A 26,385-nucleotide genomic window follows, 5' to 3' on the forward strand; every position below is an offset into this window, starting at 1 on the left:
CTGCCTCTGGTGGGCAGTGGTTTTATGGCGTCAGGGAGGGCCTCTTCGCGAGCAGGCTCGCTCCCACATTTGCAATGCGCTCACCTGTGGGAGCGAGCCTGCTCGCGAAGGCCGAAGGCCTGGATTTCAGCGTTTAACTGCAGTCGGTTTATGCAACTCCGCCCGCTTGCTCAACAGATCAAACACCGCCGGGTAGGCCGGCCGTTCGATGTAGCGTCCGGCGCCGCGCTCGGCACGCAGGTCGCCATCGGCCCAGACCACCCGGCCCTGGCTGACGGTGTGGCTCGGCACGCCGCGCACGGTCTTGCCTTCGAAGATGTTGAAGTCCACCTGCTGATGGTGGGTCTTGGCGGAAATGGTCCGTGTGCCTTGCGGATCCCACAGCACCAGATCGGCATCGGCGCCCACGCGGATCGCACCTTTGCGTGGATACAGATTGAAAATCTTCGCGGTGTTGGTGGAGGTCAGCGCGACGAAATCCTGCATCGACAATCGTCCGGAGTTGACCCCTTCATCCCACAGCACCGCCATACGGTCTTCGATGCCGGCGGTGCCGTTGGGAATCTTGCTGAAGTCGTCGCGGCCAGCGGCTTTCTGCTCGGCGCAAAAGCAGCAGTGATCGGTGGCGGTGGTGTGCAGATTGCCGTTCTGCAGCCCATGCCACAGCGCCTCCTGATGGCCGCGCGGACGGAACGGCGGGCTCATCACGTAGCCGGCGGCGGTCTGCCAGTCCGGGTGTTGATAGACGCTGTCGTCGAGCAACAGATGCCCGGCCAGCACCTCGCCGTAAACCGGCTGGCCCTTGCTGCGGGCATAGGTGATTTCGTCCAGAGCTTCCTTGGTGGAAACGTGCACCAGGTACAACGGCGTGCCGATGGTTTCGGCAATGCGGATCGCCCGGCTCGCCGCTTCACCTTCGACTTGCGAAGGTCGCGACAGCGGATGCGCTTCCGGCCCGGTAATGCCCTGGGCCATCAGCTTGCGTTGCAGGTGATAGACCAGCTCGCCATTTTCTGCGTGCACGGTCGGCACCGCACCGAGTTCCAGACAGCGCTCGAAACTCGCCACCAGAGTGTCGTCGGCGGCCATGATCGCGTTCTTGTAGGCCATGAAATGCTTGAAGCTGTTGATGCCGTGGTGGCTGACCAGCTCGGCCATTTCCTCGCGCACCTGCTCGCTCCACCAAGTGATCGCGACGTGGAAGCCATAGTCCGACGCAGACTTTTGCGCCCAGCCGCGCCACTGATGAAACGCTTCCATCAGCGATTGCTGCGGGTTGGGAATCACAAAGTCGATGATCGACGTGGTGCCGCCGGCCAGACCCGCCGCCGTGCCACTGTAGAAATCCTCACTGGCCACGGTGCCCATGAACGGCAGTTGCATATGCGTATGCGGATCGATGCCGCCGGGCATCAGGTACTGGCCACCGCCGTCGAGCACTTCGGCGCCGGCGGGAATGTCGAGGTTTTCACCAATGGCTTTGATCACGCCGTCAGCGCAATAGACGTCGGCGCGGTAACTTTCATCATGGGTAACAACGGTGGCGCCACGGATCAACAGAGACATTCCGGATTCCTCGCAGGCATGACCGACTTGTGCCGGTTCTAGATGTTTTATTGAAGTACAGCGGCGCAGTTCATATTCCTGTCATCGCTGTCAGGAATAGAAACTAGTCGCGATTTCAAGAATGATCAAGAATATTTTTTATAAGCTTATAGCTCTTTCAACCTACTGATAAATAAGAATAAATAGTGGAAATCACCAAAATGGTGAGGCTGCTCACCATTTTGACGCACTTGACAGGATGGAAATATGAGCAAGATTTTCTATGTGAAATCAGCCGCTTGAAGTTGTGCTGCGGTTGCGTGTTCACCGACAAAAATAAATGCAGTGCACCAGTTTGAGTCCTGACACTTCGGACAACTTGCCCGACGTTTAGCCTGAGCGTTCAGACAAGTTTTCCCGGACTCACCGAATATTCAATTAAAACTGATGAATATCAGAAAGTTGCAAAGCGTGCAGTGCACCGCCCAAGCGTTCAGCGCCAGACCCGGCACGTTTATTGATGCCGCCGCTGACACCATGGCCGGTGCATGAAAGTTGTCAGTTCCTCCGGCCATCGTCCGGCTGGCGTCGTGTGCGCCAGCCGCCTGATGAGCAAAAAATAATCAGAAGAACAGTGGAGCGGCCATGCAACAGATCAGATCGCAAGTGACCGAGCGCGACGGCTTGTACGAGCTCGAAGCCGGCAGCGACGTCCTCGTCAGTCCCCGTTACAACCACGACATGGCACCGACCAAGGTGCGCGAACGCACCTGGAACAAATGGCACATCACAGCGCTCTGGGTCGGCATGTCGATCTGCGTGCCGACCTACACTCTCGGCGGCGTGCTCACCGCGTATTTCGGCTTGAGCGTCGGCGAAGCGCTGCTGGCGATTCTGTTTGCCAACGTCATCGTGTTGATTCCACTGACCCTCAATGCTTTCCCCGGCACCAAGTACGGCATTCCGTTTCCGGTGCTGCTGCGCTCGTCGTTCGGCATTCTCGGTTCCAACGTGCCGTGCCTGATCCGCGCGTTGGTGGCGTGTGGCTGGTTCGGCATCCAGACCATGTTCGGCGGACTGGCGATTCACCTGTTTCTCGGCTCGGTGTTCGAGGGCTGGAAATCCCTCGGCGGCACCGGCGAGGTGATCGGTTTCATGGTGTTCTGGGCGCTGAATCTGTGGGTGGTGATTCGCGGTGCCGAGTCGATCAAATGGCTGGAAACCTTGTCGGCGCCGTTACTGGTGGCGGTGGGCATAGGCCTGCTGGTGTGGGCGATGCCCAATGTGTCGATGACTGAGTTGCTGGCGATCCCGCCCAAGCGTCCGGAAGGCGCCAGCGTGGTCAGTTATTTCGCAGCAGGGCTGACGGCGATGGTCGGGTTCTGGGCCACGCTGTCGCTGAACATTCCCGACTTCAGTCGCTACGCCAAGAGCCAGAAGGATCAGATCCTCGGGCAGATTTTCGGCCTGCCGCTGACCATGTTCCTCTTCGCCGCGCTGGGCGTAGTCATGACCGCCGCATCGGTGAAACTGGTCGGCGTCACCGTGTCCGACCCGGTCACGCTGATCGGGCATATCCAGAGCCCGGTGTGGGTGGCGGTGGCCATGGCGCTGATCATCGTTGCCACACTGTCGACCAACACCGCCGCGAATATCGTCTCGCCAACCAATGACTTCCAGAACATCGCGCCGAAGGTGATCAACCGCACCAAAGCGGTGTTGCTCACCGGTCTGGTCGGGCTGGTGCTGATGGGCCATGAACTGCTGAAAAAGCTTGGCCTGATCGTTTCCGACATCAGCCTGGAAACCGTGTATTCGAACTGGCTGCTGGGCTACTCAAGCCTGCTCGGGCCGATCGCCGGGATCATGGTGGTGGATTATTTCCTGATCAAGAAACAGCGACTGGACCTCGCCGGGCTGTACCGCGATGACGTGTATCCGGCGTGGAACTGGGCGGGTTTTCTCGCCTTCGGCGTGCCGGTGGCGCTGACCTTGCTGTCGCTGGGCAGCGACGCGTTCAGCTGGTTCTACAGCTATGGCTGGTTCACCGGCTCGGCGTTGGGCGGGATTATTTATTACGGGCTGTGTGTGATGCGGGCGCAGCCTTCTGCCGTGAAAACAGCGGTGTGAGCAAGGGCCTTTTCGCGAGCAGGCTCGCTCCCACATGGGAAATGCATTCTCACTGTGGGAGCGAGCCTGCTCGCGAAGGCGATGCACCATACACCGGCGAAACTGATCGTTCCCACGCTCTGCGTGGGAATGCAGCCCGGAACGCTCCGCGTCCCAACAGCGGACGCAGAGCGTCCATGGATGAATGCCCACGCAGAGCATGGGCACTATCGGCATCAGCATTGAGGAGATCCCCATGAACGCAGCCGTAGACGTTCTGCAATCCACCCATCAGCACATCAACCGCGATCGCCTCTGGGCCTCGCTCATGGAACTGGCCAGACTCGGTGCCACGGTCAAGGGCGGCGTCTGTCGCCTGGCCCTGACCGACCTCGACCGCCAGGCCCGCGACCTGTTCGTGCAGTGGTGCAAGGACGCCGGGTGCAACGTCACGGTCGATGCCGTCGGCAATATTTTCGCCCGCCGCGCCGGGCGCAACCCGAGCCTGCCGCCGGTGATGACCGGCAGCCACATCGACACTCAACCCACCGGTGGCAAGTTCGACGGTTGCTTCGGCGTGCTCGCCGGCGTCGAAGTGCTGCGTACCCTCAACGACCTTGGCGTGGAAACCGAAGCGCCGCTGGAAGTGGTGGTCTGGACCAACGAAGAGGGCTCACGCTTCGCCCCGTGCATGATGGGCTCCGGAGTCTTCGCCGAGAAATTCACCCTCGAAGAAACCCTCGCCAAGGTCGATGCCGACGGCGTCACCGTCGGCGAAGCACTGAATGCGATCGGCTACGCCGGCCCGCGCAAGGTCAGCGGGCACGCGGTCGGCGCGTATTTCGAAGCGCACATCGAGCAAGGCCCGATCCTCGAGGACGAAGAGAAAACCATCGGTGTGGTACTCGGCGCGCTTGGGCAGAAGTGGTTCGACCTGAAGTTGCGCGGCGTTGAAGCCCACGCCGGCCCGACGCCGATGCACCTGCGCAAGGATGCCCTGGTCGGCGCCTCGGTGATCGTCGGCGCCGTCAACCGCGCCGCCCTCGGTCATCAGCCCCACGCCTGTGGCACGGTCGGCTGCCTGCAAGCCTATCCCGGTTCGCGCAACGTGATCCCCGGCGAAGTGCGCATGACCCTCGACTTCCGGCATCTGGAGCCGGCGCGGCTGGATTCGATGATTGCCGAAGTGAAACAAGTCATTGAGGCGACCTGCGAAGAACACGGCCTCACCTACGAACTGACCCCGACCGCCGACTTCCCGCCGCTGTACTTCGAAGAGGGCTGTGTGGAGGCGGTGCGCGGCGCCGCGAAAGGGCTGGGTCTGTCGCACATGGACATTGTCAGTGGCGCCGGGCATGACGCGATCTTTCTCGCCGAGCTAGGTCCGGCCGGGATGATCTTCGTGCCATGCGAGGGCGGGATCAGCCACAACGAAATCGAGAATGCCGCACCGGATGATCTCGCGGCAGGGTGTGCGGTGTTACTAAGGGCTATGCTCGCGGCTTCGGCGATGGTGGCGGCCAGCGAGCGTGCCGCCTAAGGTAAACACACCAAGCAAACCTGTGGGAGCGAGCCTGCTCGCGAATGCGCCGGGTCAGTCACCGAATGGTCTATCTGACCCAGCGCTTACGCGAGCAGGCTCGCTCCCACAGGGGATTTCTGGCGATTTTGAGGCTGTGGCACGATCCCGAGCCGCTGCGGTCGTACTCTTCACCTAGCCGCATCACAGTGTGGAGATCCAATGAGCCAGGAAGTCCTGACCACCGAAACCAACCGTCGCCAGTTGCAGCAGATCATCGCCGGGCTGTCGGACGGGGTGATTCTGCTGGAACTCGACAAAAGCATTCTCTGGGCCAACGAAGCGGCGCTGACCATGCACGGTGTCAGCACCATCGGTGATCTGGGCAGCAACGCCGACGAGTACGCCAAACGCTTCACGCTGCGCTATCGCAACAATCATGTCTTGCCGCCGGACAACTACCCGATCAGCCGCGTCGCCCGCTGCGAGGCGTTCAATGATGTGCTGATCGAAGTCTCGTCCGTGGACGACCCGGAGCGGGTCTGGGTGCACAGCGTGCGCAGCATGGTGCTGACCGACCGCGTCGGCCAGCCCGAGTCGCTGGTGCTGATCATGAGCGACGTTACCGACTGGGCCAACGCCGAGCAGCGTTTCGAAAAAACCTTCAACGCCAACCCCGCGCCGGCAGTGATCTGTCGTCTCAGCGATTTGCGTTACATCAAGGTCAACCCGGGCTTTCTGGAAATGACCGGCTATACCCGCGATCAGGTGATCGGCACCTCGGCCTACGAAATCGATATCTTCGAGCAGGCCGATCAGCGCGATCTGGCCGTTCAGCGCTTGCGCGATGTCGCGACCATTCCGCAGATGCAGGCGGAACTGCGCCTCCCCGACGGTGGCAGTAAACAGGTGATCGTTGCCGGTCAACCGCTGCTGCTCAATGACGAAAATTGCATGCTGTTCTCCTTCGTCGACATGGAGCCTCGGCGCCGGGTCGAAGTGGCCTTGCGTCAGAGCGAGGAGCGCTTTGCCAAGGCTTTTCGTCTGACTCCGGTACCGATTCTGATCTGCACCGCTGACAAGCAGGAGGTCATCGACGTCAATCAGGCATTCCTCGATACCCTCGCCTATGACAGCGATGACGTACTCGGGAAAACCGTGACGCAGTTGAGCTTCATCCACGATGACGGGGCGCGCACCCGGTTATTGTCGGCGTTGGCGAAGAACGGTCGGGTCGATCGGGTAGATGTGCCGGTGCGCAAGAAGGACGAGGAGTTGCTGGAGTGTGCGGTCTCGGCCGACACCGTGAACATTCACGACACGTCCTGCTATCTGCTGGTGCTGATGGACATGACCGAGCGTAAGCGCACTGAGTTGGAGCTGGTCGCGGCGATCGAAGAGGTGATGAAGGATGCGTCGTGGTTCAGCCGGACGCTGATCGAGAAGCTGGCCAATGTGAAGAAGATCAACTCGCCGCAGCTGCCAAGTGCCTCGTTCACTGACCTGACGGCCCGTGAACGCGATGTGCTCGGCTTGATCTGTGAAGGACTGGCGGACAAGGAGATCGCCGCGCGGTTGAAACTGGCGCCCAATACCGTGCGCAATCATGTTGCCACTGTGTACTCGAAAATCGATGTGCATAGCCGCAGCGAGGCGATCGTCTGGGCTCGCGAGCGCGGTTTGTTTTCGGGAGAGTGGGGCACCAAGGGCCAGCGCTGAGGGGTGCAAATGCACTAGTTACAAGGGTGCAAATTCATGTATTGGCCAAGACGTTGTGTTCTTAGGCTGGTGGGGTGCGGTGTAGACCATTTCGGGTTTGCGATCGTGCCCCTTCTGAAACAGTCATAGGAACAACGTCAATGATGAATCTTGCGCAGTTGCGCGCTCGGCTCGAGCACAGTTTTGCGCCGCTGGCTTGTGAGTGTTCGGTGGATGGTGATCATTCGCTGACGGTCAAGTTGTATCACCGGGATTCGGGGCAGGTGGATCTGGTGATCAGTGGGCTGGATCTGGCTTCGCTGCGTACGCCTGGGGCGGTCGAGGCGTTGGTGGATGAGTTGCGGTATGAGCTTGAGAGCAATTCCTTGCGTTCTTCGCGGGATCCGGATTTGGCTTAAGCGCGCTTTGGTCTTGGCGGCCTTTGGGCCGGCCATGCTCTGGGGGGGTGGGTGTATATCCGTTTCTGCGGGTGTTGCGGCTGGCGGTTTCGCCCTTACGGCGAGTCACCTTTTCCAAACGCCGAAAAGGTAACCGAAAAGGCTTGCTCCTGCGTTCGGCCCTCGCAGGCTCGGGTTCCTTCGCTCCGGGACTGATCCGGGCGCAGCGGCTACGGTTTGCTTCGCTGCACCTCCTTGCGCTGTGTACGACTGCGTCGTACGGTCGCTGCGCTCCCACGCCCGGATCAATCCCTCCACTCAGCCTGCCGACGGGCTCCAAGATCAAGATCAAAAGCGGTACTCGAGCTAACGCTCATTGTTTTGAGTGGTGAAGAGCGGATGAGCTTTGCTTTTTGCTTTTCTGTGGGAGCGAGCTTGCTCGCGAAGGCGGCCTGACAGCCGACCTGGTTGTTACTGAACTCACTCGATCAAAACTGTAGGAGTGAGCCTGCCCGCGATGAGGCCCTCGCCTGCAACGATGATCTCAATCCAGCCCTCTGCCGGAAAATCCCCGCAAAACCGACAGCCAATCCCAGCCAATCTCCCCAATCCACTGGCGCTAACAAGGTGCTCAGCTATAAAGAATGAGTGGTCAGGTCTTCCGCGGCCGGTTGGGTTGCGGGAGTTTGTCTCTCATTACCGCGGGTCGTCCTATGAATAATCCTGGGAAACGCGTATTACCGTTGGCTTTTCTTGCAGTGTTGTTGGCCGGTTGTGCCAGTCCTCCACCGCCTGCGCCTGTCGCGCCGCCGCCTCCGCCGGAACGTCGGTGTGAGGTGCTGGAGAATACTGAGGTTGCCGGGGATATGTATGTCGATGGGCAGGTGACGCGCCACATCACCACTACCCGTTGCATAACCCAATAAGACTCGCGATTCCTCGATTGCACGAGGCCTGGAACCCAGCAGTGAACCTGTGGGAGCGAGCCTGCTCGCGAATGCGTGGTATCAGTCAAAACGTAGCTGACTGACTCAACGCTTTCGCGAGCAGGCTCGCTCCCACATGGGTTAGCAATTTGCTGTGCAAATCAGGACAGGAACCCGCCATCCACATTCAGCGCCACGCCGGTGGTGTAGCTCGACGCATCGCTGGCCAGGTACAACACTGCGCCAGCCATTTCGCTTGGGTCGGCTACGCGTTTGAGTGGGATCTGGGTCAGTGCCTGTTTCAGAATCGCATCGTTCTTGACCAGCGCCGAGGCGAATTTGGTGTCGGTCAGGCCGGGGAGCAGGGCGTTGCAGCGGATGCCGAATTGCGCGCATTCCTTGGCGAAGACTTTGGTCATGTTGATGACCGCCGCTTTGGTCACCGAATAGATGCCCTGGAAGATACCCGGGGAGATGCCGTTGATCGAGGCGACGTTGATGATGCTGCCGCCACCGTTTTCGCGCATCAGCTTGCCGGCTTCGACCGACATGAAGAAGTAGCCGCGAATGTTCACATCGACGGTCTTCTGGAACGCACCGAGATCAGTGTCGAGCACGTTGCAGAATTGCGGGTTGGTCGCGGCGTTGTTGACGAGGATGTCGAGGCGGCCGAATTGTTCCTTGATCCCGGCGAAGACCTGGCTGATCTGCTCCATCTCACCGATGTGGCAGGCCACGGCTGTTGCCTTGCCGCCGGCGGCGGTGATGGCGTCGGCGACGTGTTGGCAGCCTTCGAGCTTGCGGCTCGAGACGATCACATGGGCGCCTTGCTGGGCCAGCAGTTTGGCGATGGCTTCACCGATGCCACGGCTGGCACCGGAGACGAAAGCGATTTTGCCGTCGAGGTCGAACAACTGAGTCTTGGACATGGGTTTCCCTTGTTGGAAGTCTTGTTATTGGCCCGGATCAGAGGCTGGATTTCTGGATGACCTGCAGGCTCATCTGCTCCAGCAGTTTGTTCATGTGAATGAACTGCGCGAAGCGTTTGTCCTGCGTCTGGCCATGGTAGAAGCGGTAGTAGATCTGCTGCACGATGCCGGCCAGGCGGAACAGGCCGTAGGTGTAGTAGAAGTCGAAATTGTCGATGCGGATGCCCGAGCGCTCGGCGTAGTAGTCGACGAATTCGCGGCGGGTCAGCATGCCCGGTGCGTGGCTTGGCTGGCGGCGCATCAGTTGCACCGGTGCCGGGTCGCCGGCTTCGATCCAATAGGCGAGGGTGTTGCCCAGGTCCATCAGCGGGTCGCCGAGGGTGGTCAGTTCCCAGTCGAGCACGCCGATGATCTGCATCGGATTGGCCGGGTCGAGGATGACGTTGTCGAAGCGATAGTCGTTGTGGACGATGCTCGAGGTCGGGTGGTCGGCCGGCATCTTGTCATTGAGCCAGGCTTTGACTGCTTCCCAGTGCGGCGCGTCCGGGGTCAGGGCTTTTTCGTAGCGCTCGCTCCAGCCCTTGATCTGCCGCGCGACGTAGCCTTCAGGCTTGCCCAGATCGCCGAGGCCGCAGGCGTTGTAATCGACCCGATGCAGTTCGACGAAACGGTCGATGAAGCTTTTGCACAGCGCTTCGGTTTTCGCCGAATCGAGGCCCAGCTCCGGCGGCAGTTCCGCGCGCAGGATGATGCCTTTGACCCGTTCCATCACATAGAACTCGGCGCCGATAACGGCTTCGTCGGTGCAATGCACGTAGGCCTTCGGGCAATACGGAAAGCCGTCGCGCAGTTGGTTGAGAATGCGGAATTCACGGCCCATGTCGTGGGCGGATTTGGCCTTGTGGCCGAACGGCGGGCGGCGCAGAACGAATTCCTGCTCCGGGTATTCCAGCAGGTAGGTCAGGTTCGACGCGCCGCCGGGAAACTGGCTGATCTGCGGCGTGCCGGTCAGGCCGGGAATGTGCGCCTTGAGGTACGGATCGATCAGGCTGGCATCGAGTTCTTCGCCCGCGCGGATCCGGGTGGACTGGTCAGTAAGCGCCATGCTTATCCCTTCTGCTTATTTTGGAGGCCAGACATCATTGGCTAATCTAATGGCGCGCTCGGGTGCTCACAAGCGCGGGTCGGTCTTATAGGTTAGCGTGTTGCTGGATAATCAACTTTGAGAATGGGGCGAGCAGCGGCGCAGACCGAGGATCCTGCGCGCCTTAATGCACGCGCTGGTTACTCTGTTTTGGCGGCAGGGCGACAGGCGTCAGCACCGGTTGCCCGGAGAAAAACGCCATCAGGTTCTTCCCCACCAGTTCAACGGTGCCTTGGGTGGCTTCGGGGGAGAGCCCGGCGACGTGGGGAGTCAGCACAACGTTGCTGAGGTGTTTCAGGGCATCAGGCACTTCCGGTTCGTGATCGAACACGTCCAGCGCTGCGCCGGCGATACGACGTTGTTCGAGTGCAGTGATCAGGTCTGCCGTTGCGATAACGCTGGCGCGGGCGATGTTGACGATAAATCCCTTGGGGCCGAGGGCATCGAGCACGGCTCGCGTCACCAGATGTTGAGTAGCAATGCCACCGGGCGTGGCAACGACCAGAAAGTCCGAGGCTCGCGCCAGATCGGTCGGTGTCGAGCAGAACGCATAAGCGACGTCGCTGCGCACCTGGCGGTTGTGGTAGCTGATCTGCATGTCGAAACCCAGCTCCGCACGCTTGGCAATCGCCATGCCCACGGCGCCAAGCCCGAGGATGCCCAGACGCTTGCCGGCCAGCGACGGGCGCATGATTTTCGGCCATTCACCGCGGCGCACGGCGGCATCGCAGCGCGGGATGTCGCGGACCAATGCCAGCAGCAATGCCATCGCATGATCGGCCACTGACGAGGCGTTGACTCCGGCGCCATTGGTGACGGTGATGCCACGGTCACTGGCTGCTTGCAGATCGACCTGTTCATAACCTGCACCGATCACTGTGATGATTTTCAGGGCGGGCAGGGCGCTGATCTCTTGCGCAGTCAGGCCCAGTGGGCCGCGAGTGAGCACGGCGTCGATGCGACTGCCATGGGTGGCGATGGCTTGCGCGCGTTCGGCTGGCGTTGGTGCAAGGATCAGGTGGAATCCCTGATGCTCAAGAATCGGCAGATAGTCATTGATCGTTTCAACCAGTACCAGAACGGTTGCGGGCATTGCGCGGCTCCTGTGATTGGCGGCGGGTGGGTCGCGAAAGTCGACTCAGAGTGCTGAATCCGCAGCGGCTTGGCAATCGTTGCATTCACGCAGTGGTGCTTTGATTCTGGACGGGTTCGTGGAACAAGCAAGTACGCAGGCATGGCGCACGACCCATCAGCTGACGTATTGCGCAACACCATTGCCGAACGACCAGTTCTCTTTCTTTACCTCCAGCAGATTGATGAACACATCCTCCAGGCGAATACCCAGTTGCGCATGCAGGCTCTCGGCAATGGTTTTGAACAGCAATTGTTTCTTTTCCACGCTGCGCCCTTCGCTGATGGTGATCTGGATGAACACCACGCCGTCGCTGCGCTGGATGCCGAGGTATTGCGGGTCATAAACGAAATGCTGGGCGTCATGCTCGTTGAGGATCTGGAAATTGTCGTGTTCGGGGACATCGATACAGCTGCGCAGGGCGGCGTAGATCTGTTCGCCGATGCGCCTGGCGAAAGTGGGATCGGGATTTTGCTGGATGTCGACGCGGACCAGTGGCATGGGAGGCTCCTCGGGTTATGGCTTCTCTCACGCTAGATCAAGGGCAGGGTTCTGGCAGGTAATTGGTCTGGAATATCGCAAATTCCGTGTATGAGGCGGCTTACGTGACTCGCGGATTTTGCCTACGGGAATGGCAGATGCGTCTGCTGGTCAGCGTGAATGGAACAGTTTGATGATAAGGGCATGGCGATAGCCGTCGATGTGCATGCAAATGCTGGCACCGATCCGCCAGCAGCCAAGGAGGGCAAATGTTTCATAACGATCGCGAAAATCTGGAGCTCGACAGGCTGGAAAACGAATCAAGGAAACTCGTGGCTGAATGGAAAAAGCTTCAGGCTGAAGAGAAAAAGTTATCAAGGGAGACGAAGCTCTATCCAATTGCAGTGTTTGGTGGAGTCTTGACTGCAATCACCGCAGTGGCAGGGTTTTTCTTCAAGTTGTGAGTCTTCATGCTTCACGACCGTCAGGCGCATTATTCAAAGGTTAATCAGTATGAGCACATATGACCGTAAGGCACGACTGGAGCAAATTGAGCGAGAGTTCGCAGAATATGACGAAGCGGTGCGTAATAGAGACAAGCGCGAAAACGGCAAGCTCTGGTTGCTTTTCGGCTTCGGGCTGTACTGCGTTTTATTGGGTTTCATGCTCGGTATATCGCTCTAGGCGCATTCGATGACGCATGGGTGGGTGCAAAACGTATCCGTTTGCGGCATCTGACGTATCCATAAACGACCTTGTTTTTTCCATAAACGACCATCCTTGGATCTGCTCCGCACAACCATTCCTCAGCTAAGTCTTTGCTTGCATTGATTTATCACGGAGAATCGCGCCCCTGTTTCGGCCGGAGCATGTCTGTCGGTTTTTTCCGACGCGTCCTGACCGAGTGGCAAGTGACCGGAAAGCGGAGATCCGACCGGATGAATGATCAGGCCAATAGCCTCGAAAAGCGTTTCGACGCAGCAGCACCCGCTGAACTTTCGAGCTGGAATCGCCAGGACACCACCTGGATGCTGGGACTGTTTGGGACGGCCATTGGCGCCGGCACCCTGTTTTTGCCGATCAACGCAGGATTGGGTGGCTTCTGGCCGCTGGTAATCCTCGCGCTGCTGGCCTTCCCGATGACGTTTTACGCGCACCGTGGCCTGACCCGTTTTGTGCTGTCCGGTCGCGAAGGCGCCGATATCACCGAAGTGGTCGAGCAGCATTTCGGTATCAAGGCCGGTGCCTTGATCACGCTGCTGTACTTCTTTGCCATCTTCCCGATCCTGCTGATCTACAGCGTCGGCCTGACCAACACGGTCGCCAGTTTCCTCGAACACCAACTGCACATCACGCCGCCGCCGCGCGCGTTGCTGTCGTTCGTGCTGATTCTCGGCCTGCTGGCCGTGGTGCGTTGCGGTGAGCAAGCGATCGTCAAGGCCATGAGCCTGATGGTCTATCCATTCATCGTCGCGCTGCTGTTCCTTGCCGTGTACCTGATTCCGCACTGGAACGGCGGCATCCTCGCCACCGCCTCGCAAGTGCCGGCGCCGTCAGCGCTGCTGCATACGCTGTGGCTGGCGATAACGGTGATGGTGTTCTCGTTCAACCATTCGCCGATCATCTCGGCGTTCGCGATGGACCAGAAGCGTCGTTACGGTGTGCACGCTGACGAGCGCAGCTCACAGATCCTCGCGCGCGCTCATGCATTGATGGTCATTTTGGTGCTGTTCTTCGTATTCAGTTGCGTGCTGACCCTGTCGCCAGAGCAACTGGCTGAGGCGAAAGAGCAGAATCTGTCGATCCTGTCGTACCTGGCCAACCACTTCAGCAACCCGACCATCGCCTTCGCGGCGCCGTTGATTGCGTTTGTGGCGATCTCCAAGTCGTTCCTCGGTCATTACATCGGGGCCAGCGAAGGCCTCAAGGGTTTGATCGTCAAGAGCGGCAAACGTCCGGGCGCCAAGGCGCTGGATCGCATCGTGGCGGCGTTCATGCTGGTGATCTGCTGGATCGTCGCAACGCTTGATCCGAGCATCCTGGGCATGATCGAAACCGTCGGTGGGCCGGTGATTGCGGCAATCCTGTTCCTGATGCCGATGTACGCGATTCGCAAGGTGCCAGCGATGGCGCGCTATCGCGGTCAAGCGTCGAATGTGTTTGTTACGGCAGTCGGGCTGGTGGCGATTTCGGCGCTGGTTTACAAGCTGGCTGTCTGACCTGTCACTGATGACTGATCGTTCCCACGCTCTGCGTGGGAATGCCTCTTGTGACGCTCTGCGTCACGCTTGGGGACGCAGAGCGTCCTGGGCTGCATTACCACGCGGAGCGTGGGAACGATCAAAAAAAACGCCGCTCATCTCACGATGGGCGGCGTTTTTTATTGCCTTGCAGCGTTAGGCTTGAACGACCGGGATCTTGGCGTTCGCAGCAGCTTCACGGAACTCGGCGATCTGGTCGAAGGACAGGTAGCGGTAGACATCGGCCGCCATGCTGTCGATCTTGCCAGCGTATTCCATGTACTCCTCGACGGTCGGCAGGCGACCCAGGATCGAAGCAACGGACGCCAGCTCGGCCGAGGCCAGGTAGACGTTCGCGCCGTCGCCCAGACGGTTCGGGAAGTTACGGGTCGACGTCGAGACCACGGTGCTGTTCGGCTCAACGCGTGCCTGGTTACCCATGCACAGCGAGCAGCCTGGCATTTCCATGCGAGCGCCAGCCTTGCCGTAGATGCCGTAGTAGCCTTCTTCGGTCAGTTGGTGAGCGTCCATCTTGGTCGGCGGCGACAGCCACAGACGGGTTGGCAGCTGACCCTTGACCTGATCCAGCAGTTTACCGGCAGCGCGGAAGTGACCGATGTTGGTCATGCACGAACCGATGAACACTTCGTCGATCTTCTCGCCAGCAACGCTGGACAGCAGACGGGCGTCGTCCGGATCGTTCGGCGCGCAGAGCACAGGCTCGTTGATCTCGGCCAGATCGATTTCGATGACTTCGGCGTATTCGGCGTCGGCATCGGCTTCCATCAGCTCAGGATTGGCGATCCAGGCTTCCATCGCTTGAGCGCGGCGTTCCAGGGTACGCGCATCGCCGTAGCCTTCGCCGATCATCCAGCGCAGCAGGGTGATGTTGGACTGCAGGTACTCGGTGATCGACTCTTTCGACAGCTTGATGGTGCAACCGGCAGCCGAACGTTCGGCCGAGGCGTCGGACAGTTCGAACGCCTGCTCCAAGGTCAGACCTTCCAGGCCTTCGATTTCCAGGATGCGGCCGGAGAAGGCGTTTTTCTTGCCTTTCTTCTCGACGGTCAGCAGACCGTTCTGGATAGCGAAGTACGGAATGGCATGAACCAGGTCACGCAGGGTGATGCCAGGTTTCATCTTGCCTTTGAAGCGCACCAGGATCGATTCCGGCATGTCCAGTGGCATTACACCAGTGGCTGCAGCGAACGCGACCAGACCGGAACCGGCCGGGAACGAGATGCCCATCGGGAAACGGGTGTGCGAGTCACCACCGGTACCGACGGTGTCCGGCAGCAGCATGCGGTTCAGCCACGAGTGGATGATGCCGTCGCCCGGACGCAGGGAAACGCCGCCGCGGGTCATGATGAAGTCAGGCAGGGTGTGGTGGGTGGTCACGTCGATCGGCTTTGGATAGGCCGCGGTGTGGCAGAACGACTGCATCACCAGATCAGCGGAGAAGCCCAGGCACGCCAGGTCTTTCAGTTCGTCACGGGTCATCGGACCTGTGGTGTCCTGAGAACCTACGGTGGTCATCTTTGGTTCGCAGTAGGTGCCAGGACGCACGCCCTGGCCTTCTGCCAGACCGCAAGCCTTGCCGACCATTTTCTGCGCCAGGGTGAAGCCTTTGGTGCTTTCAGCCGGAGCTTCCGGCTTCTTGAACAGGTCGAACGGCGGCAGACCCAATTCGGCGCGAGCCTTCTCGGTCAGGCCACGGCCGATGATCAGCGGGATACGACCGCCGGCACGGACTTCGTCCAGCAGCACCGGGGTTTTCATTTCGAAAGTGGTGATGACTTCGTCGGTACCGTGCTTGCAGACTTTGCCAGCGTGCGGGTACAGGTCGATCACGTCGCCCATGTTCATGTTCGACACGTCGAACTCGATCGGCAGGGCGCCGGCATCTTCCATGGTGTTGTAGAAGATCGGAGCGATCTTGCTGCCGAAGCAGAAACCGCCAGCGCGCTTGTTCGGCACGTACGGGATGTCGTCGCCGAAGAACCACAGCACCGAGTTGGTCGCCGATTTACGCGACGAACCGGTACCGACCACGTCACCGACGTAGGCGATCGGGAAGCCCTGGCCGCGCATTTCTTCGATCTGCTTCATCGGGCCGGTCTTGCCTTGCTCGTCCGGAACGATGCCGTCACGGGCCATTTTCAGCATGGCCAGGGCGTGCAGCGGGATGTCGGGACGCGACCAGGCGTCTGGCGCAGGGGAGAGGTCGTCGGTGTTGGTTTCGCCGGTGACCTTGAATACGCGCAGGCTGATCTTGTCGGCCAGGACCGGGCGCTTCTTGAACCACTCGCCGTCAGCCCAGGATTGCAGCACGGCCTTGGCGTGAACGTTGCCGTTCTTGGCTTTTTCAGCGACGTCGTGGAAGGCATCGAACATCAGCAGGGTGTGCTTGAGTTCTTCGGCGGCGACTGGCGCCAGCTCGGCGTCGTCCAGCAGTTCAACGAGGGTGACGATGTTGTAGCCGCCCTGCATGGTGCCGAGCAGTTCTACAGCGCGTTTCTTGTCCAGCAGAGGGGAGGTGGCTTCGCCCTTGGCCAGGGCAGACAGGAAACCGGCCTTGACATAGGCGGCTTCGTCCACTCCAGGTGGTACGCGATTGGTGATCAGGTCAACGAGGAAAGCTTCTTCGCCAGCCGGAGGGTTCTTCAGCAGCTCGATCAGGCCTGCTGTTTGTTCGGCGTTAAGCGGCTGGGGAACGATACCCAGGGCTGCACGCTCTTCGATATGTTTGCGGTAGGCTTCAAGCACAGTTATTACCCTCATCAGTGGTCCCAAATGGGTGTCCGGGACGCTCATCCCGAAATTGCCGTACTCATGCGCCTCACGACGTTGTGGGTCGTTCGGCCAGAATTACCGGCAATTCCTTACAGAAGCTGCTTTCAAAGTTTTACGCCTGCAGAACGGGGAGCTGATGAGGGTTGGCGTTGGGCTTTTCCCCGCTGGAAAAACCCTTCGCCAACACCGCTCTGAAGGAACGACTGTGCTCGTGACGCTTTGAAAACAGCTTCTAACGGACATTGGCGCCTTAAAAGGCTGGCTGATTCTACGGCAAAAAAAATTTAAAGGTAAGTCGCGCTCTATTGGACTTTCGTGGCAATCAGCGCGGCCGGAGCAAACCTGCGACGCTGGCGAGACCTTGCTGTTTGAGGGGTGATCAATGCCCGACAAAGGGCTAACATGCCGGCCTGTTCCGCGTTTCAGTGTTCTGCCCATTTATGCCCAATCAGACCATCAAGACCCCCTGCGTCGGCCTCTGCTCCACCGTTTACGGTGACCTGGTGTGCCGTGGCTGCAAGCGTTTCCACCACGAAGTGATCCATTGGAATGGGTACAACGAGGAGGAAAAGCGTGCGGTGTGGCTGCGTCTGGAGCAATTGCTGTCACAAGTGATGGCGAGCAAAGTCGAGATCTTCGATCCGGCGCGCCTGCGCGAGCAGCTCGAACAGCGCAAGATCCGCTTCGTACCGCATCAGTCGGAATATTGCTGGGCCTATCAGCTGATTGCCCGGGGCGCGCGGGTGATCATTAATCTTGAGGCGTACGGGATGGTATTGCTGCCGGAGTTCCGCGACTGGAACCTGCCGGAACTGCGTGATGCCATTGATCGGGAATTCTTCCTGCTGTCGGAAGCGCATTATCAGCGCTACATCGCCCCGGGCTTTCTGAAAGACGCCTTCGGCGCCTGAACAGCAAAAGATCGCAGCCTTCGGCAGCTCCTACATGGGAATGCGTTCTACCTGTAGGAGCTGCCGAAGGCTGCGATCTTTGCTCTTAATGTTTCACGGCCAGTTCCACCAGATGATCCTCAACCTCCTGCGGCTTGAGCACCAGCACATCACTTTCCAGCGTATCCAGCACCGCTTCAGCGGTATTGCCGATCAACGCGCCTGACAGACCACTGCGCGCCACCGTGCCAATTACCGTTACTGCCGCGTGGAGCTTGTGCGCCATGAACGGGATCAGCACATCTGCCGGGCCTTCCTCGATGTGCAGGTGCTCGTCATCGACATCGAACTCCGCCTGAAACGCCCGGCACTGCTCGCGGTATTTGGCTTCTATGGTCGATTTCAGCTGAAACGTCGGGTCCGCCGCCGAGAGCATCGGCGACGGATGCGCGGTAATTACATGCAGGTGCGCCTTGGCCAGACTGGCGATGTCATAGCCGTGATCGATGATGGTGCTGTGCAAATGCCGATGCTCACCGTCGGCATTGCCGACATCGACCGCAGCCAGGATCACTTTGTCCTTCCACGAACCGGCGGTTTTTACCAGCAGCACCGGGGTAGGGCAGTGGCGCAGGAGCTTCCAGTCGGCCGGGGTCAGCAGGGCTTTTTTCAGCGAGCTGTCGGGAAAGTGCTGTTTGATCACCAGGCCGCAACCTTCGGCCTGCTGCACATCGATGATGGTTTCGTGCAGGCTCTCGTTCCACGCCTGTTCGGTGGTCACGCTGTACCCTTCGGCGAGCAATGCCGCCTTGAGCACACTGAGCAAGCCGGCGTGGTCATGCTTCTTGTCGCACACCAGCAGATGCAGGTGGGCCTGGGTGACACCGGCGATCAACTTGGCGCGCTTGAGCGCCAGGCTTTCTGCATGTTCAGGTTCGATGACCACCAGAATGCTGCGAATGGCTTGCATGAGCGGAGTCTCCAGCAAAGAAAAGGCACGGCGTTGCACAACTATAGTTGCTACCCGAACGTCTGCGACTTGATGCATATCAACAGCCGCCGCTGGTGGTCTGCGGGCAGGCCGGTATAATCGGCGCCCTTCGCTCGAACACCTTTTACCGTGAGCCCCATGATCCTTCCCGAAATCCACGAATTCCTTGGCTGCCGCACGCCCGACGCCTGGGTCCAGGCGGCACTGGCCGACCAGGAAACCCTGCTGATCGATCACAAGAACTGCGAGTTCAAGGCCGCCAGCACGGCGCTGAGCCTGATTGCCAAGTACCACGCCCACGTCGACCTGATCAACATGATGTCGCGCCTGGCCCGGGAAGAACTGGTGCACCACGAGCAAGTCATGCGCATCATGAAACGGCGCAAGATCGAGCTGCGTCAGCTGCACGCCGGCCGCTACGCCTCGGGCCTGCGCAAGGTGGTGCGCAGCCACGAACCGGTGAAACTGGTGGATACGCTGGTGGTTGGCGCTTTCATCGAAGCGCGCAGTTGCGAACGCTTTGAAGCATTGGTGCCGCATCTGGACGAAGAACTGGGCAAGTTTTATTTCGGTTTGCTGAAAAGCGAGGCGCGGCACTTTCAGGGTTATCTGAAACTGGCCTATCAGTATGGTGATGCCAAGGATGTCGCGCAGGTGATCGAGCGCGTCCGTGCGGCCGAGCAGGAACTGATCGAATCGCCGGACGAGGAATTCCGCTTCCACAGCGGTGTGCCCGCCTGAATTTGTTAAAAACTCTTAAGAGTATGAAACATCACCGAAAACCGGCCCGAGTGGCCGGTTTTTGCTGTCTGCCGTCATCGCCTGTTCGATGAATGCCAGCATAATATCGGCCCTTCCACGTTTGGCTTGGCAACGGTTGTTATGGATAACCTGGGTTTCGGCAAAGTTCTGCTGGTCGAAGACGATGAGCGTCTCGCCGCACTGATCGCACACTTTCTTGAACAACACGGCTACGAGGTGCGCACGGTGCATCGCGGCGATCTGGCCATGGCTGCATTCCTGGAATTCAAGCCGAAAGTGCTGGTGCTTGACCTGATGTTGCCGGGGCAGAGCGGTTTGCAGGTCTGCCGGGAAATTCGCAGTGTCTCGGACACGCCGATCGTGATCCTCACCGCCAAGGAAGACGATCTCGATCACATTCTCGGTCTGGAGTCCGGCGCTGACGATTACGTGATCAAACCGATCAAACCGCCGGTATTGCTCGCGCGGCTGCGGGCGTTGCAACGGCGGCAGACGCCGGACACCAGCGTGGTCAGTTTCCTTGAGTTCGGGCAATTGAGCATCGATCGCAGTTGCCGGGAAGTGCGCCTGACCGGTGAGCTGATCGAGCTGACCACCATGGAGTTCGAATTGCTCTGGTTGCTCGCCAGCGCGGCGGGCAAAATCCTTTCTCGCGATGACATTCTCAATCGCATGCGCGGCATTGCCTTCGACGGCCTCAACCGTAGCGTCGACGTCTACATCAGCAAATTGCGCAACAAACTCAAGGACAATCCCCGCGAGCCGGTGTGCATCAAGACCGTGTGGGGCAAGGGCTATCTGTTCAATCCGTTCGCGTGGGAGTTGTAGATGCTGCGTTTGTTTCTCGGGCTGTTTCTGGTGATGACAGTGGGTCTGGTGCTGGCCTTGCAGGCGGTCGAGCACACCTTCAACGCCTTGCTCGACAGCCAGACGCAGGATTACAACCGTGAAGCCGTGCGCGGTCAGGCGTGGTCGCTGGTCGATCATCTGCAAGGCCGCCAGGGCGCCGAGCGTGAACAGAAACTCGATTCATTGCGTGCGCATTACGGTCTGTCGCTGAGTCTGGTCGAGGCCGATCAACTGGCCCTGACACCGCAGGAAGAAGCTGAGCTCGCGCGGAACCTGTTGGTGATCCGCGACAATTACACGCAGTTCATCAGCAACATCGATGGCGGCTCGCAGTTGCTCAGCATCAAGCTGCCGCCAGAGCCGAGCCTGATGCCGTTCTACATCACCGCGGCGTACATGATGCTCGCGGTGTTGATCGGCATCGTTCTGTTTTTCTGGGTGCGCCCGCACTGGCGCGATCTGGAAAAGCTGCGGCTGGCGGCCGAGCGTTTCGGCGACAACGATCTGTCGGTGCGCATCCAGTTGTCGCGGCGCTCGAACATCCGCGATCTGGCCGAGCACTTCAATCTGATGGCGGCGCGCATCGAGGGCCTGATTGCCAATCAGCGCGAGCTGACCAATGCGGTGTCCCACGAATTGCGCACACCGATCGCGCGGCTGTCGTTCGAACTCGATCAGCTCAAACAGCAACCCGACGCGAGCCAGAATCGCGAGCTGATCGCCGACATGTATGCCGACCTTGGTGAGCTGGAGGAGATGGTCTCGGAATTGCTGACCTACGCCAGCCTCGAGCATGGCGCGACGGTGATCAAACGGGAGAATATTCACGCAGCCGATTGGCTCGACAGCGTCGTCGGCAGTGTGGCGCTTGAGGCCGAAGCAGTGGGCGTGCAGTTGTCGATCGCCGGTTGCCAGGTCGACACGGTAAGCATCGAACCGCGCTTCATGGCGCGGGCGGTGATCAACCTTTTGCGCAATGCCATTCGCTATGCCGAGTAGCGCGTTGAGGTGTCGCTGCTGCGCAACGGCGATGACTATGAAGTACGGGTCAGCGATGACGGCCCGGGTGTGCCGCTGGAGGGACGGGAGAAAATCTTCGAGCCGTTTTCCCGACTGGACGCCAGCCGGGATCGGCGCACCGGTGGTTTTGGGTTGGGCCTGGCGCTGGTGCGGCGGGTTTCGCAGTCCCATGGCGGGCAGGTTGAGGTTGGCGACTCGGCGTGGGGCGGGGCGCTGTTCAGGATGACCTGGGCGCATCTGGACTGATTGATATTGCCTGGCCTGGCCCCTTCGCGAGCAGGCTCGCTCCCACAGATGATCGCAATCCAAATGTAGGAGCGAGCCTGCTCGCGAAGGGCGCGGTGTTCAGCGAGTTACACCGAGTCGCTCATGCCACTGGGCAATCGATTCCTCCGGGTACTCATCAAACTGCTGATCCTTCGGCTTCGCCTCGACCTCAACCCAGGGCGCTTTCGAGCCAAGCATCAGGTGCGTGTGTTCCGGTGGCACCGGCAGTGGCGTGTCGATCGCCGAGGCGAAGGGATGAATCAGCTCTGGCCACTCCGGGCTGAACAGCCACAGGCCGCTGCCGCACAGCGCACAGAAGTGGCGCTCGGCGCTGCTGCGATGGGCGCGCTTATCGCCGTCGGCTTTCATCTTCGCGTGATAGATGCTGATGTTTTTGCGTCCGCGAACCTTGAGAGTGGTCGCGTCGCCGCCAAGGTTGATCGCGTAACCGCCGCCGCCCTGGGTCTTGCGGCAGATCGAGCAATAGCAGCGTTGATAGGGATAAGGATGGGCGCTGTCGAGGCTGAAGGTGACTTCGCCGCAATGGCAGGAGCCTTCGAGGTGCATGGTGCTCTCCCGTGTCTGAATGGTCCGCTTCAGCCTAGAACATTCTGCCTGATGCTTGCCGGTGTGATGCGACCGGCGGGCGCAGCGTCTAGCCCCAGTGTCCCCGCGATCCCATGGGGCGAGACTTTCGGAACCCGGCATGCAAGCGCTGTTGAACGAGATCCTTGACGCCGTCCGGCCCCTGATCGGGCAGGGCAAAGTTGCTGACTATATTCCCGCCCTCGGCACGGTGCCGGCCAACCAGTTGGGCATCGCCGTGTACAGTAACGACGGCGAAATGTATTGCGCCGGCGACGCTGAAACGCCGTTCTCGGTGCAGAGTATTTCCAAGGTATTCAGCCTGGTGCAGGCCATCGATCATTCCGGCGAAGCGATCTGGGAGCGGCTCGGCCACGAGCCGTCCGGCCAGCCGTTCAACTCGCTGGTGCAACTGGAATTCGAGCGCGGCCGCCCGCGTAACCCGTTCATCAATGCCGGGGCGCTGGTGATCTGCGACATCAACCAGTCGCGCTTCGCTGCGCCGACACTGTCGATGCGCGACTTCGTCCGACGCCTGTCGGGCAACCCGCAGATCATGATCGACGGCAAGGTCGCCGACTCCGAATACCAGCACCGCGCGCGCAATGCGGCGATGGCGTATCTGATGCAGTCTTTCGGCAACTTTCACAACGATGTCGAAGCGGTGTTGCGCAGCTATTTCAGCCACTGCGCGCTGCGCATGAACTGCATCGATCTGGCCCGGGCGTTCTGCTTTCTGGCCAATGACGGGTTCTGCAAGCACAGCGGCGAGCAGATCCTGACGCGCCGCCAGACCCAGCAGGTCAATTCGATCATGGCCACCAGCGGTTTGTATGACGAGGCGGGCAATTTCGCCTATCGCGTCGGCCTGCCGGGCAAGAGCGGGGTCGGCGGCGGCATCGTTGCGGTGGTGCCGGGGCAGTTCAGCGTGTGCGTGTGGTCGCCGGAGTTGAACGCCGCCGGCAACTCGCTGGCGGGGATGGCGGCGCTGGAACTGCTGAGCTCGCGGATTGGCTGGTCGGTGTTCTGAAGACACACCACGATTTCCAGTGTGGGAGCGAGCCTGCTCGCGAAGAGGTCGGCACATTAGCATCGATGTCGTCTGATCGGACGCTTTCGCGAGCAGGCTCGCTCCCACAGGGCGCAGTGTTGCTTTGCAGGATCGTGTTCTATACATTTTCCGGCCGCCCTCTGCATGGTGAATCCGCTTCATGTCTCTTGCGCTCGAACGTCTAGTCGCTGGCACGCCGATCCCTTTCGCTGGTAACCGCGTCACCGTGGTCAGCCCCGAACTGGCCGCGCGGTTTCAGCCCGGTGACCATCTGCTGGTCGAGCAGGTCAGTGGCGAGTTGTTGCTGATCCCCGTGGCCGATCAACAGGCCGCCTCGGTGGCAATCGAGCGTGCGGCTGCGGCATTCACAGCGTTGTCGGCCGTGTCCGATGAAGCCATCAGCCAGTTTTTCGATCTGTTTGCTCAGCGCCTGGAAAGTCCTGAATACTGGACGCAGATCGAAGCCGCCAACCGCACCGACATCGAGCGGGCCAAAGCGCGTGGTCGCTCGACCACACGCTTGCTCGCCGATGAACGCATGCGCCGCGACATGATCGCCGGGCTGCGCGCCTGGCGTGATGCGCCACCGACCCGGGGCACAGTGATCAGCAGTGTCGAGCACGATGGCTGGAAGGTTGAGCAAGTGGTCTCGCCGCTGGGCATCGTCGCGTTTGTCTTCGAAGGCCGACCCAACGTATTTGCCGATGCCGCCGGGGTGTTGCGCACCGGTAATACGGCTGTGCTGCGCATCGGCAGCGATGCGTTGGGCACTGCACAAGCCATCGTCACTCACGCGCTGAATCCAGCACTGGCCGAAGCCGGTTTGCCGGTGGGGGCGGTGTCGTTGGTCGAAAGTGTCAATCATGCTGCCGGTTGGGCGATGTTTGCCGATCGGCGTCTGTCGCTGGCGGTGGCGCGCGGCTCGGGCCGTGCGGTCAGTCAGTTGGGCAGCATTGCTCAGCAGGCCGGCACTGCCGTCAGCCTGCACGGCACCGGCGGCGCGTGGCTGATCGCCGACCGTGACGCCGACGCCACACGCTTCGCGGCGGTGGTGCGCAACTCGCTGGACCGCAAGGTCTGCAACACCCTGAACGTCTGCCTGATTCAGCGCGAACGCGCCGATGAGCTGGTGCCGCTGTTCCTCGATGCCTTGAAAGACGCCGGTACTGCGCGCGGCCAAGGCTGCAAATTGCACATCGTCGCGGGCAGTGAAAGTTGCCTGCCAAGCGAATGGCAGAACGCAACGGTCGAGGTTTATCGGGCCGAGGGTTACCAGACCGAAGCGCTGGCCGAACCCTTGCCCGAGTCGGAGCTGGGCCGCGAGTGGGAATGGGAAGAGACCCCGGAAGTCAGCCTGATGATTGTCGACGATCTGGATCAGGCGATTGCGCTGTTCAACCGTTACAGCCCGCAATTCACCGTGTCGTTGATCAGTGAGGATGCGGCGGTTCAGAAACGCTTCTACAACGCGGTGAATGCCCCGTTCGTAGGCAACGGCATCACCCGTTGGGTCGATGGCCAGTACGCGTTGAACAAGCCTGAGCTGGGTCTTTCGAACTGGGAGAGCGGGCGCCTGTTTGCGCGCAGCGCGATTCTTTCCGGGGATGGCGTGTTTACTGTGCGCAGCCGAATGACTCAGGTAGATCTCACGGTAAAACGCTGATCTGTTGATCGTTCCCACGCTCCGCGTGGGAATGCAGCCCGTGACGCTCCGCGTCACTGGACGCAGAGCGTCCCTAGAGGCATTCCCACGCAGAGCGTGGGAACGATCACGGTGGGGAGTCAGGCAGCGTGGCTGGCTTGCGCGCTGATCGCGCAAGTCTCAGGCCGCTCGGCCAGCGGCACAAAGGTGCGACGATCGGAAGTGAGCGCGTCGATCGAACCGGTCTCGATGTCGTACACCCAACCATGCAGATTCAGCCGCCCTTGCTCCTGGGCCAGGCGCACACTCGGGTGGGTCTGAATATTCGCCAGTTGCGCGATCACGTTCTCGCGCACCATCGAACTTAATTTCGCCGCGTCGCTGCCATGCACGCGCGCTTCGTTCATCACCTTCGCCGACTCGGCATGCTGCAGCCAGCCGCTGACGGCGGGCAGGTGATCCATGCATTTGCACTGGGCAATCGCCGTCATTGCGCCGCAATCGGAGTGGCCGCAAATCACGATATCGGTCACCCCCAGTACCGCCACCGCATACTCCACCGTCGCCGAGACCCCGCCCGGATGCGGGCTGTAGGAGGGCACGATATTGCCGGCGTTACGGATCACGAACAGTTCGCCGGGCTCTTGCTGGGTCAGTAGCTCAGGCACCACGCGGCTGTCGGAACAGGTGATGAACAGCGTGCCGGGTTGCTGAGTCGTGGCCAGATGTTTGAATAGGTCGCTGCGTTGCGGGAAGGCTTCGTTCTGGAATTTCAGGAAGCCGTCGATCAGGGCTTTCATGGGCGTGTCCTCGTGGCAGAAATGAGATGGCCCGCACGCAGGATGCGGGCCGGGCGCATCAGAACGGGCGCAGCGGCAGGAACTTGCCGTCGAGGGTCACCACGGCGCGGGAGCCGCCTTCCGGGTCTTCGACTTTCTTGATGTCCAGTTTGAAGTTGATCGCACTGATGATGCCGTCACCGAACTGCTCGTGAACCAACGCTTTCAGCGTGGTGCCGTAGATCTGGATCATTTCGTAAAAACGGTAGATGGTCGGATCGGTCGGCACGCCGCTGAGGCTGCCGCGCAAAGGAATGATCTGCAGAGCGGCGACGTCATCGGCGCTCAGATCAAGCTTGTCGCCAACCACTTGAGCAGCGATTTCCGGCAACGGATGCTGGCCGAGCAGGGCGGCGGTGACATAAGCCAGGCTGAGGCCGGTGCCGTCAGCGAGATCCTGCCACGACAGATCTTTTTTCGCCTTGGCGTCGAGAACGCGGGTGGTCAGGGCCAGGCTGTTGTCGTTGTAGGCGTGGGACTGTTGCATGGTGTCACTCCTTTCAGGGGTTGGCTTGCTTGTGTGGAGACAATGTTGCGCCGGTCGATTCATAGCGTCCAAGACCGATATACAATGCT

Annotated in this window: 22 protein-coding genes and 1 pseudogene; 13 read left to right on the top strand and 10 right to left on the bottom strand. The window is 60.1% G+C overall.

Translation table 11 applies throughout. The features are described 5' to 3' along the window. Nucleotides 1-126: 126 nt before the first annotated feature. The gene (gene hydA, locus KVG85_RS04870; RefSeq protein WP_217863133.1) at nt 127-1,566 is read right to left on the bottom strand and encodes a dihydropyrimidinase; all 1,440 of its coding nucleotides are present in this window, start codon (nt 1,564-1,566) and stop codon (nt 127-129) included. A 624-nt stretch (nt 1,567-2,190) separates the two neighbouring features. On the opposite strand from hydA, the gene KVG85_RS04875 reads away from it, so the two are divergent. The 4 genes from KVG85_RS04875 to KVG85_RS04890 all read left to right on the top strand — a co-directional run bounded on the left by KVG85_RS04875 (nt 2,191) and on the right by KVG85_RS04890 (nt 7,290). Then, nucleotides 2,191-3,675, top strand: a complete 1,485-nt coding sequence (locus KVG85_RS04875) for an NCS1 family nucleobase:cation symporter-1 (protein WP_217863134.1) — start codon at nt 2,191-2,193, stop codon at nt 3,673-3,675. A gap of 235 nt (nt 3,676-3,910) precedes the next feature. After that, complete coding sequence (locus KVG85_RS04880) at nt 3,911-5,194, top strand: Zn-dependent hydrolase (protein ID WP_217863135.1); 1,284 nt, start codon at nt 3,911-3,913, stop codon at nt 5,192-5,194. A gap of 201 nt (nt 5,195-5,395) precedes the next feature. Further along, nucleotides 5,396-6,892 (top strand): helix-turn-helix transcriptional regulator, encoded by a 1,497-nt coding sequence (locus KVG85_RS04885; RefSeq protein ID WP_217863136.1) that lies wholly within the window; start codon nt 5,396-5,398, stop codon nt 6,890-6,892. A 140-nt stretch (nt 6,893-7,032) separates the two neighbouring features. After that, nucleotides 7,033-7,290: a DUF1652 domain-containing protein gene (locus tag KVG85_RS04890; RefSeq protein ID WP_024013284.1), complete on the top strand. Its 258-nt coding sequence runs from the start codon at nt 7,033-7,035 to the stop codon at nt 7,288-7,290. A gap of 1,066 nt (nt 7,291-8,356) precedes the next feature. On the opposite strand, the gene KVG85_RS04895 is transcribed toward KVG85_RS04890, so the two are convergent. The 4 genes from KVG85_RS04895 to KVG85_RS04910 all read right to left on the bottom strand — a co-directional run bounded on the left by KVG85_RS04895 (nt 8,357) and on the right by KVG85_RS04910 (nt 11,901). Further along, complete coding sequence (locus tag KVG85_RS04895) at nt 8,357-9,124, bottom strand: SDR family oxidoreductase (RefSeq protein ID WP_024013283.1); 768 nt, start codon at nt 9,122-9,124, stop codon at nt 8,357-8,359. Between the two features lie 37 nt (nt 9,125-9,161). Beyond that, nucleotides 9,162-10,229, bottom strand: coding sequence for a phosphotransferase family protein (locus KVG85_RS04900; RefSeq protein WP_095180255.1), 1,068 nt, complete (start codon nt 10,227-10,229; stop codon nt 9,162-9,164). Between the two features lie 163 nt (nt 10,230-10,392). Further along, nucleotides 10,393-11,361, bottom strand: coding sequence for a 2-hydroxyacid dehydrogenase (locus tag KVG85_RS04905; RefSeq protein WP_217863137.1), 969 nt, complete (start codon nt 11,359-11,361; stop codon nt 10,393-10,395). Between the two features lie 156 nt (nt 11,362-11,517). Further along, the gene (locus KVG85_RS04910) at nt 11,518-11,901 is read right to left on the bottom strand and encodes a tautomerase family protein (protein WP_123442224.1); all 384 of its coding nucleotides are present in this window, start codon (nt 11,899-11,901) and stop codon (nt 11,518-11,520) included. A 248-nt stretch (nt 11,902-12,149) separates the two neighbouring features. On the opposite strand from KVG85_RS04910, the gene KVG85_RS04915 reads away from it, so the two are divergent. The 3 genes from KVG85_RS04915 (at nt 12,150) to KVG85_RS04925 (ending at nt 14,099) form a co-directional block, all read left to right on the top strand. Next, nucleotides 12,150-12,344, top strand: a complete 195-nt coding sequence (locus KVG85_RS04915) for an FtsB/FtsL family cell division protein (RefSeq protein WP_056789207.1) — start codon at nt 12,150-12,152, stop codon at nt 12,342-12,344. A gap of 49 nt (nt 12,345-12,393) precedes the next feature. Further along, nucleotides 12,394-12,564: a hypothetical protein gene (locus KVG85_RS04920; RefSeq protein ID WP_163032915.1), complete on the top strand. Its 171-nt coding sequence runs from the start codon at nt 12,394-12,396 to the stop codon at nt 12,562-12,564. A gap of 254 nt (nt 12,565-12,818) precedes the next feature. Next, nucleotides 12,819-14,099 (top strand): serine/threonine transporter, encoded by a 1,281-nt coding sequence (locus KVG85_RS04925; RefSeq protein WP_217863138.1) that lies wholly within the window; start codon nt 12,819-12,821, stop codon nt 14,097-14,099. A gap of 177 nt (nt 14,100-14,276) precedes the next feature. On the opposite strand, the gene acnB is transcribed toward KVG85_RS04925, so the two are convergent. Beyond that, the gene (gene acnB / locus KVG85_RS04930) at nt 14,277-16,886 is read right to left on the bottom strand and encodes a bifunctional aconitate hydratase 2/2-methylisocitrate dehydratase (RefSeq protein ID WP_039763151.1); all 2,610 of its coding nucleotides are present in this window, start codon (nt 16,884-16,886) and stop codon (nt 14,277-14,279) included. 467 nt (nt 16,887-17,353) lie between these two features. Between acnB and KVG85_RS04935 the strand changes: the two genes are divergently transcribed. Further along, nucleotides 17,354-17,824 (top strand): DUF1289 domain-containing protein, encoded by a 471-nt coding sequence (locus KVG85_RS04935; RefSeq protein WP_024013275.1) that lies wholly within the window; start codon nt 17,354-17,356, stop codon nt 17,822-17,824. An 85-nt stretch (nt 17,825-17,909) separates the two neighbouring features. Here KVG85_RS04935 and KVG85_RS04940 read toward each other — a convergent pair whose 3' ends face one another. Then, nucleotides 17,910-18,773 carry a universal stress protein gene (locus KVG85_RS04940; protein WP_217863139.1) on the bottom strand — a complete coding sequence of 288 codons (864 nt, stop codon included), beginning with the start codon at nt 18,771-18,773 and terminating at the stop codon, nt 17,910-17,912. Nucleotides 18,774-18,932: 159 nt separating this feature from the next. On the opposite strand from KVG85_RS04940, the gene KVG85_RS04945 reads away from it, so the two are divergent. From KVG85_RS04945 to KVG85_RS04955, 3 genes and pseudogenes are all read left to right on the top strand, one after another. Beyond that, nucleotides 18,933-19,535, top strand: a complete 603-nt coding sequence (locus KVG85_RS04945) for a MiaE family protein (RefSeq protein ID WP_016775115.1) — start codon at nt 18,933-18,935, stop codon at nt 19,533-19,535. A 141-nt stretch (nt 19,536-19,676) separates the two neighbouring features. After that, entirely contained in the window at nt 19,677-20,384 is a 708-nt protein-coding gene (locus KVG85_RS04950; RefSeq protein ID WP_016775114.1) for a response regulator, read from the top strand. After that, nucleotides 20,385-21,671, top strand: a pseudogene (locus KVG85_RS04955) (ATP-binding protein). Nucleotides 21,672-21,770: 99 nt separating this feature from the next. Here the strand turns inward: KVG85_RS04955 and KVG85_RS04960 are convergent. After that, nucleotides 21,771-22,259, bottom strand: coding sequence for a GFA family protein (locus tag KVG85_RS04960; protein ID WP_130929669.1), 489 nt, complete (start codon nt 22,257-22,259; stop codon nt 21,771-21,773). 139 nt (nt 22,260-22,398) lie between these two features. Between KVG85_RS04960 and glsB the strand changes: the two genes are divergently transcribed. Then, nucleotides 22,399-23,307, top strand: coding sequence for a glutaminase B (gene glsB, locus KVG85_RS04965; RefSeq protein WP_024013269.1), 909 nt, complete (start codon nt 22,399-22,401; stop codon nt 23,305-23,307). 181 nt (nt 23,308-23,488) lie between these two features. Beyond that, entirely contained in the window at nt 23,489-24,991 is a 1,503-nt protein-coding gene (locus tag KVG85_RS04970; RefSeq protein ID WP_217863140.1) for an aldehyde dehydrogenase family protein, read from the top strand. 119 nt (nt 24,992-25,110) lie between these two features. Here the strand turns inward: KVG85_RS04970 and KVG85_RS04975 are convergent, their stop codons facing one another. Both KVG85_RS04975 and cynS read right to left on the bottom strand, forming a co-directional pair. After that, entirely contained in the window at nt 25,111-25,770 is a 660-nt protein-coding gene (locus tag KVG85_RS04975) for a carbonic anhydrase (protein WP_217863141.1), read from the bottom strand. Nucleotides 25,771-25,828: 58 nt separating this feature from the next. Beyond that, the gene (gene cynS / locus KVG85_RS04980) at nt 25,829-26,296 is read right to left on the bottom strand and encodes a cyanase (protein WP_217863142.1); all 468 of its coding nucleotides are present in this window, start codon (nt 26,294-26,296) and stop codon (nt 25,829-25,831) included. Nucleotides 26,297-26,385: the final 89 nt, after the last annotated feature.

Source organism: Pseudomonas triticicola, assembly GCF_019145375.1.
Taxonomy (GTDB): domain Bacteria; phylum Pseudomonadota; class Gammaproteobacteria; order Pseudomonadales; family Pseudomonadaceae; genus Aquipseudomonas; species Aquipseudomonas triticicola.